The following is a 17,569-nucleotide window of genomic DNA, read 5'->3' as shown; positions in this document are numbered from 1 at the left end:
CCATGAGTACTATTGAAAAAGCGTTGGCTAAACAAAAGCTAGCTAAACCCAAAGACGCCACCGAAGCTAATACCACCAGTGCTAGTGATGATATTAACACTCATGATAATGATGATGTTGTACAAAGCAGCGCAGCTGAAATAAGTAAGGCAACTGCACCGATAACAACAGAGCTGGCAAGTAATAATAAAGATAAAATAATACTCAATGGTGAGCGATTACACGAACGAGGCTTTATTTATAGCCCTGATAGTACGCACCATATTCAAGAAGAGTTTCGTCATATTAAACGAAAGTTACTCAATAATGCTTTTGGCTTAGCGTCACAAACATTACATAACAGTAATTTAATTATGGTCACTAGCTCTCATCCTAATGAAGGCAAAACCTACGTTGCTATTAATTTAGCCTTGAGTATTGCCCTTGAACAGAATAAAACCGTGCTATTAATCGATGCCGATGTATTAAGACCTAGTTTACACCGAGAATTAGAATTTGAGAGTAAGCAAGGGCTACTTGAGTACTTGCTTGATGAAGTGTCTTCGTTATCTGATATTATTTACAGTACTAATATTGATAACTTAAAGCTTATTCCTGCCGGTAAACCACATCATTTGACCAATGAATTGTTGGCCAGTGAACGCATGGAAAGTTTAGCCAAAGAACTCGCAGAGCGTTATCCGGATAGGATCGTTATTTTTGATTGCCCACCAATACTTGGCGTTACAGAAACGCCGGTACTTTCTGATCTTGTTGGTCAGGCCTTAGTGGTTGTTGAAGAGTCAAAAACTAGAACAGATGATGTTAAAACAGCGGTAAGTCAATTAAATAGTGATATTGCCTTAGGCTTAGTAATGAATAAAACCATTAGATCTAATAAGGGTGTTTATGGCTATTATGGATATGGCTATGGCAGAAAAAACCAGTAAAGCCAAACGAACGTTACGTGCCTTAACGACAACTTACTTGCTTTTTTCTACGGCTTCATTCGCGGGAGAGTGGCAATTTAATCCTAACTTAGGATTGACCGAAACCTATACTGATAATATCAACCTTACTCAAGTAGATACCGAGTCTAGTCTGGTAAGTCAGTTCATTATCGGAGCTAATGCTAACTTTGTTTCCAGAAAGCTACAGTTTTCTTTTGCTGGCACAGAAACACTGGTTGGCTATAGCCATAACAGTGAACTTAATGATGACTATCAAACACTACAAGCTAATGGTTCATTTGATCTGTGGCAAAATAAACTGCAACTTATTGGCAGTTCGTCAATATCAAATGTGAGTCAAAACGATTCAGGTAATAGCTTAGCCGATTTAGTCAGTGGCGATACCGTTCAACAGATTAATCATTCTGCCGGCCTGCAATATAATAGTGCTAATAGCGATTATGCCTTATCTTCTTCATTTATATACAATATAACTGATACTGAGGATTCTATAGGTGAAAGCGATGGCTATACGTTATTGCTTAATAGCGTGAATGGTAATGCCGCACGGTTTGTTTTTTGGCAAGTGGATGGCTCTTTTACTAATCAAGAAAATAACGGTTTTACCAGCGAAAATTATCGACTGGAAACTAAAGTTGGTGCTATAACGCCTTATAAAGTAAATCCTTTTATTCGATTTTATAATGAAAAAGTGACTGGTAACCTGGCGGGAAGTAACCCTGACAGTATTCCTTCTTGGGGACCTGGCTTACGTTACCAAGCAGCAAAGCACTTTATTATTGATGTATCGTATAACTATGTCGACGATAATACTCAAATCAGTGATGACTATGTGGCAGCCAGTATAGACTGGCAACCCTCTGCACGTACCTCATTAAAAGCGGCCTATTCTAAACGCTTTTTTGGTGACTCTTACGAATTTGATTTTTCTCACCGTACTCGACGCCTAACTAATACGCTTTCTTACCATGAAACGATTGAAGCATTTGATCGTAACAATTTTGAAGAAGTCAGTGGCGTTATCTGGAGGCCTGATGACACCTCAAACTTTACTAATACTTCAGTAACATCACTTGAACTGGTTGAAAATAATGAGTTTTCATTAAATAAACGTTTAGCATGGAAATCTGAATTAGCGTTAGCACGCACTACTTTTACCCTGGATTTATCTAACCGTGAACGAGAAAGTTTAAACACGGGAGTTATTGACGACTACCTTGATGCGCGCTTTAGTATTAACCGCCGCATGAGTGCTAAAAGTAATACCACTGTTTATGTTAGTTACCGAAAGAACGTTTTTGATAAAGATAGACCGGGTAGCCCAAGACAAGAAGATACCTATAAAACACTATCAGCGACTTATAATAAAAGCCTAGCATCATCACTCAATACGTTTTTAACGCTACAATACCTTGATAGAGAATCGAATGTTGAGCGTTATACCTATAACGAAGCTCGTGCTTCCATTAATTTAACAAAAGATTTTTAACATGTACGAAAGTTACTATGGTTTTAGCGAGAGACCTTTTCAGTTAAGCCCAGACCAACGTTTTTTCTTTGCTACTAGTCATCATCAACGAGCATTATCTTACTTACAATACGGTTTAGACCAAGGCGAAGGTTTTATTGTTATTACAGGGCCTATCGGGACCGGTAAAACGACTATTGCTCGCAACTTATTAGCAAATATCGCCGATGAAAAAATTGTTGCTGTACAGCTTGTAACGACAAAGTTAACACCGGATGAGTTACTCGAATTAATAGCCGCTGAATTTAAAATTACCGTAACTGGTAATAGCAAAGCCGATTTATTACAAAGCATAGAGCGGTTTTTAATCAGTTTAAATAAGCAGGGCAAGCGCGCCTTATTATTAGTTGATGAAGCCCAAAATTTACCTGCAGAAACGATTGAAGAATTACGCATGCTTTCAAACTTTCAGCTCAACAATAAGCCACTGATTCAAAGCTTTTTATTGGGCCAAGAAGAGTTAAAAGCCATTATATCTGCCCCAGATATGGAACAATTTAGACAGCGTATTATTGCCTCAGCACATTTAAAACCTCTTAATAGCGAAGAAGTTAAAAACTATATTAATCATAGGTTAACGCAAGCAAATTGTAATATAGAGGCTTTATTTACTGATGAAGCATTTCAGCTTATTTTTGAAAAAACCCTTGGCGTACCAAGAAAAATCAATATTTTTGTAGATCGCTTATTATTATTTGGCTTTTTAGAAGAGTTAGAGCACATTGATTGTAAAGCCATTAATGAAGTAGCTAATGAGATGTCTATCGAACTAACAGGCTCTTTGACTAATAACTCATTATCAGACGATAATAGTCACCAACCTTTAGTGGTTAATTCAACAGAAAATGTTGAAAATATGAAAAATGTTTTACGCGAAGTAGAAGAGCTATTAGAAGGCTCCATTCAACAAAAAGTCAAAATGACTCGTTATATTGATAAGCTTTTAAAACAAAAAAATCGTGAGTATGCCGAGCTACAAAGTCAAACAACCAATAATGATTAACCCTGACGCTAACCATTGTTAGCGTCAGAGCTTATCGCTTTAAATTCCGCGTAACTTGACATCCCTGTAGCAATAACTACACGTTAACCGCTATTTTATATTTTTCAATCAATGAATATAGTGTAGGTCTAGTAATACCTAATAACTCTGACGTCTTCGACATATTGCCATCGGTTAATGCGTAGGCCTTTTGAATAGCGATAGTTTCAGCGTGTTCACGCACAACCCGTAAATTCAATGATAATTCATACTCGGCATTTTCTGTATCAAAGAAACCTAAATCAAACGCCGTTACCTGACTACCGGTACTCATAATGACTGACGATTTAACTTTGTTTTGCAGCTCTCTAATATTACCTGGCCACTTATGATGACGTAAACCATATAAAGCATCGTCAGAAAATGATTTAGCATTACGTTTATACTCAAGCGCGTACTGCTGTAAAAAGAAATTAGCTAAAATAAGTACATCTTCATCGCGATCACGCAAAGGGGGGATATTTAGCGTGATCTCGGTAATACGGTAAAACAGATCTTCACGAAAGCTTTTTTCGGCAACCATAGCTTCAAGATTTTGGTTAGTTGCGCATATAACTCGCACATCAACAGGTATCTCTTTTCGCCCACCTAAACGTTCAATGATCTTTTCTTGTAAAAAGCGTAATAATTTTGCTTGTAAGTGATAAGGCATATCACCTATTTCATCTAAAAATAAGGTACCACCTTGCGCGCATTCAATTTTACCTAGCGTCGTTTTATGTGCACCAGTAAAAGCACCTTTTTCAAAGCCGAACAGTTCACTTTCCAATAGGTTTTCGGGTATTGATGCACAGTTAATAGCAACAAAAGGCTTATCACTACGGTTACTCACTTTATGAATAGCTTTAGCCGTGACTTCTTTACCGGTACCACTTTCACCAAGCAGCATCGCAGTAATCTCTGTCGGCGCAATACGCTGCACCATAACACGAAGCCTATCAATGGCTTCACTACTACCAATAATGCCCGTATCACAGCCGACAATAGACTTCATGTTACGGTTATCGGTTTCTATTGTCGCTAAACTAAAAGCTCGCGAGACGATAACATTGATAACATCTGCATCAACTGGTTTTTGATAAAAATCGTAAGCGCCCATTTCAATGGCTTTTAGGGCATTAGTACGATCATCATTGCCGGTAATAACAATCACTTTAGTATGAGGTGCAATTTCTAATATTTGTTTTAGTGCCGCTAAGCCTTCACTGGCATTGGCTGCATCAGGCGGCAAGCCTAAATCCAAGGTAACCACTTTAGGTTCATGGCGTCTTACTGCGGCAATGGTGCTTTCACGGGTATCAGCTAACACTACGTCGTAGTCTGCCAAGCTCCATTTCAATTGTTTTTGTACACCAATATCATCATCAACAATTAATAATTTTTCCATAATACAACGATATCCTTTATCTTTTGTGCTATTTTTTTGCGGTGTTAATCAATATTTTCACAAGGAATAACTAGTGTAAAAATACTACCTTCATTTTCAAAGCTAGTTACCTGCATAGTACCACCAATGCTTTCAACAAACTGTTTAGCTTCATAAACACCAATACCCATGCCAGCATTACCTTTAGTGGTATCAAACGGTTTAAATAAACGGTTTTTGATAAAGTCTTTCGACATACCACAACCGTTGTCAATAATAGCAATATGTAAATGCGAATTTATTCTTTCTGCTTGTATTTTAACCCAGCCATTTTCTTTTGTCGCTTCTTGGGCATTTTGTAGTAAATGATTTAATACTGACGATAGTGTCTCTTCGTCGATTGAAATCATATCATCGATAGTGAGCTCTACACTAATGCGTGGTAACTGAATATTACGCTGCTTAACTACTGCTTTAATAAGCGCTTGTACGTCGGTACTCTTCTTGGTTGACTCAACCATTTGCTTATTGCGTAGTTGAGTTAACACTTTATTCAGTCGCTCGGTTGCTGACTCGATGGTTTCAAATACATCGTCGATAAAAGCAGGGTTGTCTCGGTGACGTTTGGCATTACTGTTAATTAATCCCAACTGTGCTTGAATATTTTTTAAATCATGAACTAAAAAGGCTGACATACGGTTAAAAGCGTCAAACTGTTTCGATTCTGCCAAACTCTCATTAGCTTCATTAAGTGATAAATAATTACTCAGTTGTTTTGAAATTGAAAAAAGTAAATCTCTGTCTTCCCAATTTAACAACTCTTGATCTTCTGGAAGCGCTAACAAGAAAAAACCATAAATGGATTTATTCATAAAAATAGGGATAATAATATCAATATTTTGTTGTGCACACAGCTGGGCATCTAAGACTAAACCAGGGTAACTATTTTCAACCATAGCAAGTTCTCTTACATCAATAATCCAGCCATGTTGCTGACAGAACTGATCAACCTTAATTAAAAAATGTAATTCATTTTGATCAAGTTTAAGGTTTTTTTGATAAGCAGGTTGATAGTGATTCTCGGTGATTTTTTTAACTAATGCACCTTGATTAATAGCTAACGATGAACAAATAATATTGGTTGCACTATGGTAATAATCTTCATTTTCAGTAATTTCAAGTTGTTCAATAGATTTGAGCCATTCAACCCGGTAATCATATTTATTAGCGAAAAAATGTTTGGTAATAAATACCTTAACTTCTCTCCGTAATTTTTCCGTGATTAATAAAGCCGCTAAAACACTACCGCCTAAAATAACAAAAGCGATACTAATAACATCACCCCAAGCACCACCAACATAATTAATAACATAACCGGCTAATGCTAATAACAGCAGATAAAATCCTGCTATCAGTAGCATTGAACTATAAAAAACCATTTCACGTGAAACAAAAACGTCTACCGACCAATCTTTAATACGTCGAGTACTCACCAATATAAATGGCATACCTATGGCAACAATAAAGCCACGAGCATACCAGTAAGTAAAGTCTAATTGATTAACCATTGCCGCTTGAGCAAACAAGACAAAATCAAAAACTGTGCTCATCCCCAAAGCAATGATAAGCGACCAAATAGCCCACTTTACTTTCACATCCGCATTGCGATATAACTGCTCGAGCAATACCAGTAACCATAAGTTAAGTAATAGTAATAATGAGAATAAAAATTTCACGCTATGGGGGATAAATAAGGTAGCTGTCCAGCAAATTACTGATAAGCCAAACCAGACTTGCAGGTATTGCTTAGCTTTTGACGAGCCAAGTAGTGCTTTGACAGAAGGAATATTAGCTTGCGTACAGAGGATTAATAACGGCCAAACAGCGAGTTTAATGGTTTCGATTGCCATAACAATCAGCAATGAAAACTCTTGTTTAGGCTGTAATGCCGATAATAGTGATGAAGAAAAAACCAATAAGGCGGCAAACAGCATTAAACCACCGGCCAAGGTTTTATTGCGTGCAGCTAGCAGTAATAAAATAAAAACAGCATAAGCACTGGCTGCTAAAAAATAACCTGTGGTACCAATGACTTCCATTTACTTAAATCCTAAAATGCTAATATTACTAGGCTAATATTCCTAAACTAAATCACTAAACTCATCACTATTGAATTACTTAACTCGAGCTTTACCAGTAAAGAGTTCTGTTAAAATAGGTACCAATAAAAAGCTAGAAAGTGCAGATACACATAGCCCTGAAATAAGTACTACGCCCAGCGGTTGCCATAAACTACCACCATATAAGGTTAAGGGAATTAATCCGCCTATAGTCGTTAAGGTAGTTAATAATATAGGGGTAAAACGCACCGCACTGGCTTTTAAAATGGCGTCACGTTTGTCTAAACCTAAGCGTAAATTAACATTGGTACTATCAATCAAGATAATAGCGTTGTTTACCACAATGCCAAATAAACTAATTAAGCCAACAAAGGCCATCATCGAAAAAGATAAGCCTGTTAAATATAAGCCAACAATAGATCCTGCCATAGCAAAAGGAATAGAGCTAAAAATAATAACCGGTTGTAAAATAGACTTAAACTGTAACACTAACACGGCAAATATGCCCATCGCGGTAATCAACATCACTTGTGTTAAGCCGGCAAAGGTTTTTTGCCGAGATTCTTCTTCACCGCCTAAGGTGAAATTCATGCCTGCGGGTAAGTCATACTGCTCAAGGTACTCAACTAATTTTTGTGTGATTTCTCCGACTGAATAACCGGTTTCAACATCAGCGGATACTTTAGCCATACGTAATTTTTGGTAATGAAAAAAATCACTATCACCTTTTTTTAATTCTATCGCTGCCAGTTGCTCAAGCGGAATAGCAACACCTTGATTATTGATAATTTCAATGGCTGAAAAACTATCAACATTAGGTGATTTTTGGCGGATCATAATAGGATAATCTTCACCATTAATATCATTGAATTGACCAATACTAGTACCTGACAATAACGTGCTGATTGTTTTATCTAAGCGCTCAATACTCACGCCACTTAATGCCGCTTGTTGATAGTCAATAGTCAATGCTAACTCAGTGTTAGCCATACCAATAGGGTTGTCTATATTAACTACGCCAGGTAAGGTGCGCATTTTAGTGGTAAGGTCATGAGCAACATGCTCAAGATCAGTTAACGACTCACTGAGTAATCGAATAGCAATAACCTGATCGGTCACCGGCCCTTGAGTAAATTCTTTAACGGTAATTTCCGCCTGCTGCCAATCACTAAAATCAGCACGTAATTTTTTGACTAACGCGGTTACTTCATCATATTGATAATCTTTTAGTACCAGTAAGGCTTGGCCAAAGCGGATCATGCCTCGCTTAGGTACTTCATTATAATAAATACGAGGATTAGCATTACCAATGTTGAGCGCGACGTTATCAACTAAATCATACTGCTTAACATGCTGACGCACTTGTTGCAGCACTTCGTCGGTATAGGTTAATGATGAGTTAGCTGGAGTGGTGACATTAATTAATAACATCGGCTTCTCTGCTTTGGGAAATAAACTAACGCCCACTTGGCCAAACAAAGAAAACATCGTCACTAGTAGTATTAAACTAACGGCGATGACTATCAATTTATAACGCATTAATATCGTTAACGTATCACTATAACGCGTTTCAGCAAATTTATTAGCGTAATGTTGTAACGTTTTAATTTTAGCTGGTTTAGGCTCGCTGCCTTTTTCAATAACGCGTAGTAATTTACTGGCTAACAGTGGTGTTAAGGTTAACGCGACTAATAATGAAGCCAATAATACCAACACCACAGTAACGGGCATTGAGCGAATAAAGTCGCCGGTATTACTTTGGATCATTAGCATAGGAAGAAAAGCTAACATCGTGGTAATAGTGCCACTAGCAATAGCCCACGCGACTTTGGTGGTGCCTATTGCCGCCGCTTGGTTAATATCGTTCCCCAGCTTATTTTCCCTATGAATACTCTCGGTAACGACAATGGCGTTATCAACTAACAAGCCTAATGCGATAATTAAGCCCACTATCGACATTTGCTGTAAGCCATAACCACTAAAATCAAGCCAACCAATCGCCATTAAAAAAGAAATTGGAATAGCAATAATCACTACTAAGGCTTCTCTGAGCCCTAAAAATAGTAATGCCATTAAGCCGACAATAACCAAACCTTGTGTTAGGTTATCAAAAAATCCATTAACACGGACATGTACGCTATCAGCTTGCTGAAATAATTTGGCGAGTTTAACGCCGTTAGGTAAGCTCTGGGTAAACTTTTCTATTTCTTGATTTATTTCGTCAGTTAATACAAATATATTGGTTTTTTCACGTTGCTCAACAGTAATAAATATTGCCGGTGTATCATCAAAGTAAGCTAAATAACTTGGCTCGGCATCGGCAAAGTTTACTTGTGCAATATCTTTAATTTTTAAAATGCCATTAGCGCTAGCGATATTACTATCGCTAATCACGGTATTTTCTATTTGGTCTATTTGGGTGAAGTTACCACTGGCTTTAACATTAAATCGCCGGGTACTGGCATCAACAAAACCTGGCGTTATATTTAAGGCTCTACCTTGTAGTACTTGCGTGACATCTGTTAAGGCTAAGCCGTAATATTTTAACGAGGCTAAGTTAATATCTATGGCGACAATTTGCCGCGGATATCCCCATATACTTGCCTTACGCACGCTCGCTATGGTTTCTAATCTTTTTTCCAGTAACTTGGCATGCAACTCCATGGTTTTATAGTCGGTAGGCTCTGACCACAACGCTAGCTGCATTATGGCGACACTACTGGGTGTTGCCTTTAACACAAGTAACTCAGCAATGCCTTCAGGTAAGTTAGGTCTTACCGTTGATACCGCCTGTTTTACTTTATTAAACGCTGCTTCAGCATCAGTACCGTAAAGAAAGTCGATGGTAATACGCACCGCACCGTTATGTATTTTTGCTTCAATTTTTTTAATGTTTTCTATATCAGCAATTTCTTCTTCAAGTGGATCAACCACTAAGGTTTCAATATCACTGGGTGAAGCACCAGGATAAACCACTTCAATTAAGGTAACGGGCAGGTCAAATTGGGGATCTTCTGAGCGAGGCATATTTAAATAAGACACCACGCCAACTAATACTAAGAGTAAAAAAATAGTTAGGGTAAATTGCGCATTTGCTATCGCTAGTTTAGGGAGTTTCATTTGGTATATCCCTTTACTTCACTTGATCAAGTTGCTTACTTTCTAAGGTAAGATGTTGCCAGCCTCTGGTAACAACAGTTAATGGCTTAGCATTGGCTTGGGTAGATAAGTAAATATATTCATTGGAAAGCTGTTCAATAAAGAAGGCTTGCTGATGATAACTTGCTGTTTCAGTTGAGCTGCTATCTAACACCATAATTAGGGCTCTGCCTTGATTATCAACACTATTAAGCGCCTTAATAGGTAGTTTATAAGCAAAGGTATTGGTAATTACATCAGTTTCAACATGAGCTAACTGCCCAACAACCACTTGGTCTTCTTTTAAGTTGGTTAATGATATTTCAATATTAAATAAATGACTTTGTTGGTCTGCAATCGCGGGGATTTTACTAACGGTACCGGTAACTAAACCTAACGGGGATAAATTAATATCAATTCTTTGCTCTAATTTAATTAAGCTTAATTCTGTAGCGGTTAAGGCGACACGCACCACTAAATTATTTTCTATCGCAGCTATATTTAACGCACTTTGACTGGGACTTTGTAGCTCGCCAAGTTCGCTAAAGCGAGTAAGTACCACACCATTAAAAGGCGCTATTAGCTCGGATTTTTCGAGATTATAGGCGGCAACCTTGTAACTCGCATTCGTTGTGTCAACTAAGGTTTTAGCATCGTCTAATGCTTGTTGTGAACTAAGATTCTTACTCAATAAGGTATTAACACGACCAACCTCTCGCCTGGCTTGTAACAAGCGTGCATAGCTCGAATTTTTCTCAGCGATAAGCTCTTCGGTATCAAGTTGTGCGAGTAATTGACCCGCAGTAAAACTATCACCTTCATCAACATTTAATTTATCTAGGTAGCCGCTACTTTTAAAGGATAAATTTAAGGTGCGTTTAAACGTTAGTTTACCGGTACGGTTAATTTTTTTAACCATTAGCTCAGCTTGAATCGTTTTAGTTTCAAGCTGTTGCGCATAACTAGGGAGAACGCAGGACACAATGATGATAACAATGGAAAACAATCCGACAAGAGGTGACTTCATTTTGATGATTTAACCGAAAAATTAACAGAGTACCAACAACTCTAGGGAGTTTTACTTATAATGTACATAAATATTAGCGGTAACAGCCATATTTTATATCACGGTCGTTCAAACTATATTCAGCTTTAAAATACGGTCATAATAATAAAAAACATCTTCACTAGACAAAATACGCCATTAACTATAAAATTTGCCTGTTCAACATATAGTTAGTTGAGACACAAGCCACCCGTAGCTCAGCTGGATAGAGTTCACGCCTCCGAAGCGTGAGGTCACAGGTTCAAATCCTGTCGGGTGGACCACTTTTTTCTTCGTCTTTATAGAAAGTGCTCTGCTCAATTAACTAAGTACTAATGGATATTGATGTTGTGGGTGAGCAATAATGGTTACCTGCCACTGATAAACCGCCGCTATATTCTCTTCAGTCAACACTTGCCACGGTGTGCCATCCGCAACAATAGCTCCTTGATTTAACATTAATAATCTATCAGCATATTGCGCCGCTAAATTAAGATCATGCATAACAATAATCACTGCTGCACCAGCCTTTGCCATTTTTTTGGCTAAAGCTAAGGTGCTATGTTGATGCGATAAGTCTAAAGCTGCTGTGGGTTCGTCCAGCAATAATACTTTTTTATCGCCGCTTTGGGCTAGTTGCGTCAGTACCCGTGCTAAATGAACTCGCTGTTTTTCCCCACCAGAAAGCGTTGGGTAGAGTCGGCCAACTAGCGAGCTTACTTCGGTGAGTTGCATATTTTCTGCCGCTATTGCTTTTATTTCAGAGTCACTTGCTGATAAGGCGATGCCGCCAAGCAATACCACATCTTCCACCTTGAAATTAAAAGTAAGATTACTTGATTGTGGCAGTACCCCTAAATGCTTGGCGATATGCTCGGGTTGCCAACTGGCTGCGTCTTGCTCAAAGTAGCTAATGGTAGTGTTACGGTTTTCGCTTGTTAATTCGCCAGTAATAATTTTCAATAAACTACTTTTACCCGTGCCGTTAGGCCCTAAGATTACCGTTAACTCGCCCGCATTAAAATGAGTTGAAACGTTGTTTAAAATAGTTTTTTTACTAAATTTAAGTTGTAGGTTATCTAATTCAATAAATTTTTTTCTCATGATAAACGCCCTTTTTGTTGAATGAGTAACCAAATAAAAAAAGGCGCGCCCAATAAAGCTGTCACAATACCAACAGGCATATCAAGGGGAGCAACGAGTGTACGGGCAATCATATCGGCAACCAGTAGTAGTAATGCGCCAATCAACATTGAAATAGGCAATAGTACCTTATGGTTAGGGCCTATTAGCATGCGTCCTAAATGCGGCACGATAAGACCAATAAAACCAATCATACCTGCTAAAGCAACGGTAATACCAACGCCTGCCGCAGCTAATAAGATTAAACGACGTTTTAATCGTTGTACGCGAATACCTAAGTGTTTCGCTTCAGATTCGCCCAATAGTAGGGCATTAAGGCTATTCGCTTCTTTATAAAATAAGCTAAAAAGTATGATGAGTGCGCTAAAAGATAAAATAAGCCCTTCAGCATTAGCGCCGGCAAGTGAGCCCATAGTCCACAATGATAAGTCGCGCAGCGCTTGATCATCAGCATAATAATTCATTAATCCCAAGCCAGCACCCGAGAGCGCGCCAACAGCAACGCCAGCAAGTAGCATCATGGTGACCGAAGTACCATACGCATTAGTACCCAGCTTATAAACAATAACGGTGGTAATAGCACCACCTAAAAATGAAAACAGCGGCACAGTGCCAAAGAGCAATAATAGTGGGTAGCTTTGTGCTAGCGAACTAAAGAGTACAATAGCAATAGCTGCTCCGAGCGAGGCGCCAGCAGATACGCCAATAATGCCAGGGTCTGCTAACGGATTACGAAATAACCCCTGCATTACCACACCCGTTATCGCCAAAATAGCGCCAACACTTATTGCTAATAAAGTTCTTGGTAAACGAATTTGCTGTACTACTAAGGCAATATGACTGGGTATTTCTTGTGTTTGTAATACGCTGGGCAGTAAAGCATTAATGCTTTGGCTTAAACTAATATTCATTGGCCCGATAGTGACTGATGCAATAGCAGCACCGTATAAAACCACAAAAAGTAGTATAACTAACTTAGTGGTTGTTGTTTTAGGCGCACAGACAATACGCTTAATATAACTCAGTAATAGCTTAATATTTATTAAGCTAAGGCTATTTAATGCCGTTTTTTTCGATGAGTATTGGCTAGTTAGTTTCATAGTTTATAGCTTGATCATGTTGCAGTAGCTATTGAGTAAATAACTGGTTAAGTTGTTTAGCAAGTTCAATACTTTCTATACCAAAGCCACCAATAATAGCGCTGCTTGGAATAGATAAAATATTACCGTGTTGACCAGCAGTCGTTGCCTTGAGTAAAGGCAATTGTGTTAACAAGCCATCTTTACCGTTAAATTTTTGCCAAGCACGCTCACTCACTAAAATATAATCAGGTGCCATAGCTATTATGGCTTCATAAGATAATGGCTTATAAGAATTCACTGACTGGGCAGCAGGGTTACTTCCGCCAGCTAAGGTGATAATGGTATTAATCGGCGTGTCATTACCTGCGACGGTTGCTGGTCGGTCTTGACTAACCATTAAAAAAAGCACTTTAGGGCTGGTACTTAGTGGGTTATTTTTTAATTGCGAGATTGATGCTGCTATTTTTTGCTTTAACGGCGCGACATTAGCTTGCGTATTAGTTAATTTAGCAATGGTATCAATACGTTGATAAAGATCTTTAACCGAGTTGCCCGAAGGCACTGTAATCACATCAACCTGGCTTGCTGCTAATAATTGCAACGTTGTTTCAGGTCCCATTTCATTAGAGCCAATAAGACGTGTTGGATTTAAGGCCATTAGTCCTTCAGCAGACAATTGTCGATGATAACCTACCTGTTCAATATTAGGTGAAGTTATAATAGCTCGGCTAGAGAGGTCAACCGCCACTAATTGATCGGTTGCCTCTAACGCCAGAAACAGCTCAGTAACACTTGAGCCGGCACTGATCATGCGCTCTTTTGCTTGCGCGTTAGCCGACTGCACAGTTAATACTAATAATACTAGGGTGCTAAAACAGTATATTTTTAATGAATAAGCGGTTGGCTTAACTAATTTACCTAAGCCTAATCCAAATCCAAAGATAGTTTTCTTCATAATGACTCTTCTTCCATAATAATGCTGGTAGCATTGATATTATTTTTTTGTAAAAAAGCCAGCAGCTTAAGCATTCGCTCTACTGGCGCGTTTTTGTCGACCCCAATCACAAGAGGTTGTTGCTGGTTATTATTATGCTGCTTTAGTAGTGCTTCACTAAAACTCGGCCAATCAGCATAAGATTGCTTTTTAATGGCCCAGTAAGGTGCACTGGCAAGAATATTAATTGCTAATGCGTCTGCCGCTGGTGTTTGCAATACTTCGCTATCTGCGGTGGTAGGTATATCAACTTGCATGGTTTCAATAGTGATGTTTGCCGTAAGTAATAAAAACACCATGACAATAAAAATAATATCGAGTAACGGTGCTAAATCGGGAGACGAGGTAACGGTGTCTTGGCTTGAACTTACGCTTATCATGCCAATGTCGCTGCCGTAGATGTTGATGTAGCTGTATTTGTGGTTAAGGGTGTCTCAGCATTATTGTTACTCGCCCCTTGTACGCTGTGTTTACTAACGTTAGCGTGGTACGTCACGCCTTCTAAAAATAAATTACAGTGATTTAAACCGTACTCAATTTGCGCTAAAGCTCTGTCTGCCCACAAGTGAAAGAGTTGTGCACTCGTTATTGCTGGTAATGCCACTAATAAGCCTGCCGCTGTGGTCGACATAGCCAATCCCAAGCCATCAGCAAGTTGCGCCGGCGCAATAACGCCGTTCATTGTGCCTAAGTTTTTAAACATATCGATTAAACCTAACACCGTACCTAACAAGCCTATTAAAGGACTAATAACGCCAATAATAGTCAGTACTCGCAAACCAGAGGTGTAGTTTTGACGTTTTTTTTGCAACCACAAACTAACAGACTCTTCACGCAACGATTTTTTAAAATGTCGATGAGATAAAAGCATATTAGCGCCCTGTGAAAAGGTATCTTTATTACCACTTAGCTGTGTTGAAAGCAGGGTTAAATCATCACTGTTAACCTGACTTATTTGGGAGATTTTACGAATAAAATACTGAGTACTATTACGTGAATTGAGCAGCACAAATAAACTTCGCTCAAGTATTATCATCAGTGTGATCAGTGAAACAACGGTAAGTGGCCAAGTCATCATGCCTAACTGCGCATAAATAGAGTTAAAAAGTGGCATGGGTATTAATCCTGCTTAATCTAAAGTAAAAGTAACGGGAATTTGTACCCGTGAAGCGATTTGTTGATGACCATTAGAGTGGCCTTGAAATTGCCAGCGCTTGATGGACGCTAGTGCTGCGTCATCTAATAATTGATAACCAGAAGAGCTGATAATGCGTTGTTCTATTTGCTCGCCTTGCTCATCTAACCAAATTTCAACCAAGATTTCGCCTTGCATATTTCGGCGCTTAGCTAAACGAGGGTAGTTAATCGGTTGCGGTTTGGTTTTAAAACTTGGTTGTTGTATTTGTACGGGTAAGGCATTACTTGGCTGCTGCGCTTTAGTTAATTTTTCTTTATCTTGGTCATTATTTATTGTTGGCTCTTTCATGGTAGTAACTAATTTTTGATGATCAGTCACCGCTTTTTTAACCATATTTTCTCGCGGCTTTGCTGGTAAAGCCGGCGGCTGCACTTCAACCTGTTTTGGCTTAACTTTTTCCTTAGCAAGCGGCTTAACTGCTAATTCGGCTACGGTTGACTTAGTGGTTATAGGCTCAGCGACTACAGGCTCAGCAGGCGTTTGCTGGGCCTTTACGGTTTTTTTTGCCGATTTATTAATAGCTAATAACTGAATATTTAACGACGTTTTTTGTTGCTGGTTATGCATAGCGACGCTAATTGCAGGCTCATCAGCAAAAACATAGACACTATGAATTGCTACTGATACCGCAGCACAAAGTAAATATCTGTTAAGAGTCATAGCAAAAATAAAACCTGGTTATAAATTATCTATCAACCAAGTATACCTTAAATGATTATGAGATCAATTATCATTTGCATTTAGATTTATCTGCTGTAATATCCAAATGATGAATCAAAGCTGGTTGTAATGACGACACAATAAACTGCAATGAAGAGAATAAAACATGTTTTTAACAAAAAAAATTGAACAAGTGCAAGCCTTAGTACAGCAAGTGTTACTTGATAATGATCAAAAATTAGTTGGCGATATAGCTCAAGAACTGAACTTAAGTGAGGGAGAGGTTACTTTAGCACTTCCTGAAGAGATGGTGACTTGTGTCGCGCCTGAACACTGTGAATTTATCCTGCAACAACTGTCAGATTGGGGCAATGTCACTACCATAGTGCATTCGTTTGGCTCTATTTTTGAGTTCAAAAGCCCATTCCCTAAAGGCAAGCTCGGTCATGGTTATTACAACATTATGGGTAAAGAAGGGCTTCATGGCCATTTACATATTGATTTAATCAAACAGATTGCTTTTGTTAGCAAGCTATTTAGAGGGATGGAAAGTCATTACATTGTTTTTTTTACCGCTGAAGGAGATTGTATTTTTAAAATTTATCTTGGCCGCGATAAAAAACGCCAGCTGCTTAGCACTCAGGTAGAGGCTTTTACCAATATGAAAAATACATTAGCTAGTTAGCTAAAAAATTAGTTAAACAATCCCTTTTCGCTTTAAATCTAGGAGCAAATTATGATGGAAAAAAAACAACGTTTACAAGGTCGCTTAGGTCCTGAAATTATTGAATTTAGACAGCAATGTAAAACTTTACAACTTGCTACCCTAAGTAATGATATTCCGCACACTAGCTATACTCCTTTCGCCCATAATGACCAAGGTTATTATATTTTAGTCAGTGATATTGCTCAACACGGTCAAAACTTAAAAGCCGCCAAAGCGGTTTCTATTATGATGATTGAAGATGAGTCGCTGGCTAAATCAATTTATGCACGTCGTCGTTTAAGTTTTGATACCCAGGCAAAATTAGTTAATAAAACATCAAGCGAAGGGCTGGCCGCTATTGCTGCCTTGCGTGATCGCTTTGGTGAAATCATCGATAATTTAAGTCAGTTAGGTGACTTTTGTCTGTACCAATTAATTCCTGAAAAAGGGCGCTATGTTAAAGGCTTTGGTCAAGCTTTTGATATTACCGGTAATGATGAAGTTGATTTTGTGCACTTAACGTCAGGTCATATCATCACCAAAAAAGCAAGTTAACTGGTTTACCATGCCGGTAAGTATCATTACAAAAACAGTCGA

Annotated in this window: 15 protein-coding genes and 1 tRNA gene; 6 read left to right on the top strand and 10 right to left on the bottom strand. The window is 38.4% G+C overall.

All coding sequences use genetic code 11. The annotated features are described in order from the left end of the window. Nucleotides 1–2: 2 nt before the first annotated feature. From FCS21_RS09180 to FCS21_RS09170, 3 genes are read left to right on the top strand one after another with little or no spacing between them, the layout of a single operon-like run. Entirely contained in the window at nucleotides 3–929 is a 927-nt protein-coding gene (locus FCS21_RS09180; protein ID WP_138622642.1) for an XrtA-associated tyrosine autokinase, read from the top strand. After that, complete coding sequence (locus tag FCS21_RS09175) at nucleotides 889–2,439, top strand: TIGR03016 family PEP-CTERM system-associated outer membrane protein (protein ID WP_138622640.1); 1,551 nt, start codon at nucleotides 889–891, stop codon at nucleotides 2,437–2,439. Before FCS21_RS09180 ends, FCS21_RS09175 begins: the two co-directional genes overlap by 41 nt. A gap of 1 nt (nucleotide 2,440) precedes the next feature. Further along, on the top strand, nucleotides 2,441–3,481 hold the full coding sequence (locus tag FCS21_RS09170) for an XrtA/PEP-CTERM system-associated ATPase (protein ID WP_138622638.1): 1,041 nt from the start codon (nucleotides 2,441–2,443) through the stop codon (nucleotides 3,479–3,481). 76 nt (nucleotides 3,482–3,557) lie between these two features. On the opposite strand, the gene prsR is transcribed toward FCS21_RS09170, so the two are convergent. The 4 genes from prsR to FCS21_RS09150 all read right to left on the bottom strand — a co-directional run bounded on the left by prsR (nucleotide 3,558) and on the right by FCS21_RS09150 (nucleotide 11,171). Beyond that, complete coding sequence (gene prsR, locus FCS21_RS09165) at nucleotides 3,558–4,907, bottom strand: PEP-CTERM-box response regulator transcription factor (protein ID WP_138622636.1); 1,350 nt, start codon at nucleotides 4,905–4,907, stop codon at nucleotides 3,558–3,560. A gap of 44 nt (nucleotides 4,908–4,951) precedes the next feature. Continuing rightward, nucleotides 4,952–6,985 carry an XrtA/PEP-CTERM system histidine kinase PrsK gene (prsK, locus tag FCS21_RS09160; protein ID WP_138622634.1) on the bottom strand — a complete coding sequence of 678 codons (2,034 nt, stop codon included), beginning with the start codon at nucleotides 6,983–6,985 and terminating at the stop codon, nucleotides 4,952–4,954. A gap of 75 nt (nucleotides 6,986–7,060) precedes the next feature. Beyond that, nucleotides 7,061–10,126: an efflux RND transporter permease subunit gene (locus tag FCS21_RS09155; protein ID WP_138622632.1), complete on the bottom strand. Its 3,066-nt coding sequence runs from the start codon at nucleotides 10,124–10,126 to the stop codon at nucleotides 7,061–7,063. A 13-nt stretch (nucleotides 10,127–10,139) separates the two neighbouring features. Continuing rightward, nucleotides 10,140–11,171, bottom strand: a complete 1,032-nt coding sequence (locus FCS21_RS09150; RefSeq protein ID WP_138622630.1) for an efflux RND transporter periplasmic adaptor subunit — start codon at nucleotides 11,169–11,171, stop codon at nucleotides 10,140–10,142. A gap of 225 nt (nucleotides 11,172–11,396) precedes the next feature. Here FCS21_RS09150 and FCS21_RS09145 point away from each other — a divergent pair. Next, nucleotides 11,397–11,473 (top strand) — tRNA-Arg (locus FCS21_RS09145). A gap of 37 nt (nucleotides 11,474–11,510) precedes the next feature. Here the strand turns inward: FCS21_RS09145 and FCS21_RS09140 are convergent. The 6 genes from FCS21_RS09140 to FCS21_RS09115 are packed head-to-tail and all read right to left on the bottom strand — an operon-like array spanning nucleotide 11,511 to nucleotide 16,266. Then, nucleotides 11,511–12,293, bottom strand: coding sequence for a heme ABC transporter ATP-binding protein (locus FCS21_RS09140; RefSeq protein ID WP_138622628.1), 783 nt, complete (start codon nucleotides 12,291–12,293; stop codon nucleotides 11,511–11,513). Beyond that, a complete protein-coding gene (locus tag FCS21_RS09135) occupies nucleotides 12,290–13,432 on the bottom strand; it encodes a FecCD family ABC transporter permease (protein ID WP_138622626.1) in 1,143 nt (380 codons plus the stop codon). The genes FCS21_RS09140 and FCS21_RS09135 overlap by 4 nt, the downstream gene beginning before the upstream one ends. Before the next feature lie 28 nt (nucleotides 13,433–13,460). Further along, nucleotides 13,461–14,369, bottom strand: coding sequence for a heme/hemin ABC transporter substrate-binding protein (locus FCS21_RS09130; RefSeq protein WP_138622624.1), 909 nt, complete (start codon nucleotides 14,367–14,369; stop codon nucleotides 13,461–13,463). Next, entirely contained in the window at nucleotides 14,366–14,788 is a 423-nt protein-coding gene (locus tag FCS21_RS09125; RefSeq protein ID WP_138622622.1) for an ExbD/TolR family protein, read from the bottom strand. The genes FCS21_RS09130 and FCS21_RS09125 overlap by 4 nt, the downstream gene beginning before the upstream one ends. Then, nucleotides 14,785–15,522: a MotA/TolQ/ExbB proton channel family protein gene (locus FCS21_RS09120; protein WP_138622620.1), complete on the bottom strand. Its 738-nt coding sequence runs from the start codon at nucleotides 15,520–15,522 to the stop codon at nucleotides 14,785–14,787. Before FCS21_RS09120 ends, FCS21_RS09125 begins: the two co-directional genes overlap by 4 nt. A gap of 15 nt (nucleotides 15,523–15,537) precedes the next feature. Further along, nucleotides 15,538–16,266, bottom strand: coding sequence for an energy transducer TonB (locus tag FCS21_RS09115; RefSeq protein ID WP_138622618.1), 729 nt, complete (start codon nucleotides 16,264–16,266; stop codon nucleotides 15,538–15,540). A gap of 166 nt (nucleotides 16,267–16,432) precedes the next feature. Between FCS21_RS09115 and hutX the strand changes: the two genes are divergently transcribed. Beyond that, nucleotides 16,433–16,951, top strand: a complete 519-nt coding sequence (hutX, locus tag FCS21_RS09110; protein ID WP_138622616.1) for a heme utilization cystosolic carrier protein HutX — start codon at nucleotides 16,433–16,435, stop codon at nucleotides 16,949–16,951. Between the two features lie 51 nt (nucleotides 16,952–17,002). Further along, nucleotides 17,003–17,527, top strand: coding sequence for a heme utilization protein HutZ (hutZ, locus tag FCS21_RS09105; RefSeq protein WP_138622614.1), 525 nt, complete (start codon nucleotides 17,003–17,005; stop codon nucleotides 17,525–17,527). Nucleotides 17,528–17,569: the final 42 nt, after the last annotated feature.

The sequence above is a fragment of the Colwellia ponticola genome (assembly GCF_005885605.1).
GTDB classification, from domain to species: domain Bacteria; phylum Pseudomonadota; class Gammaproteobacteria; order Enterobacterales; family Alteromonadaceae; genus Colwellia; species Colwellia ponticola.
Note: the sequence above shows the minus strand (reverse complement) of the source record. Positions and strands in the feature narration are given on the sequence as shown.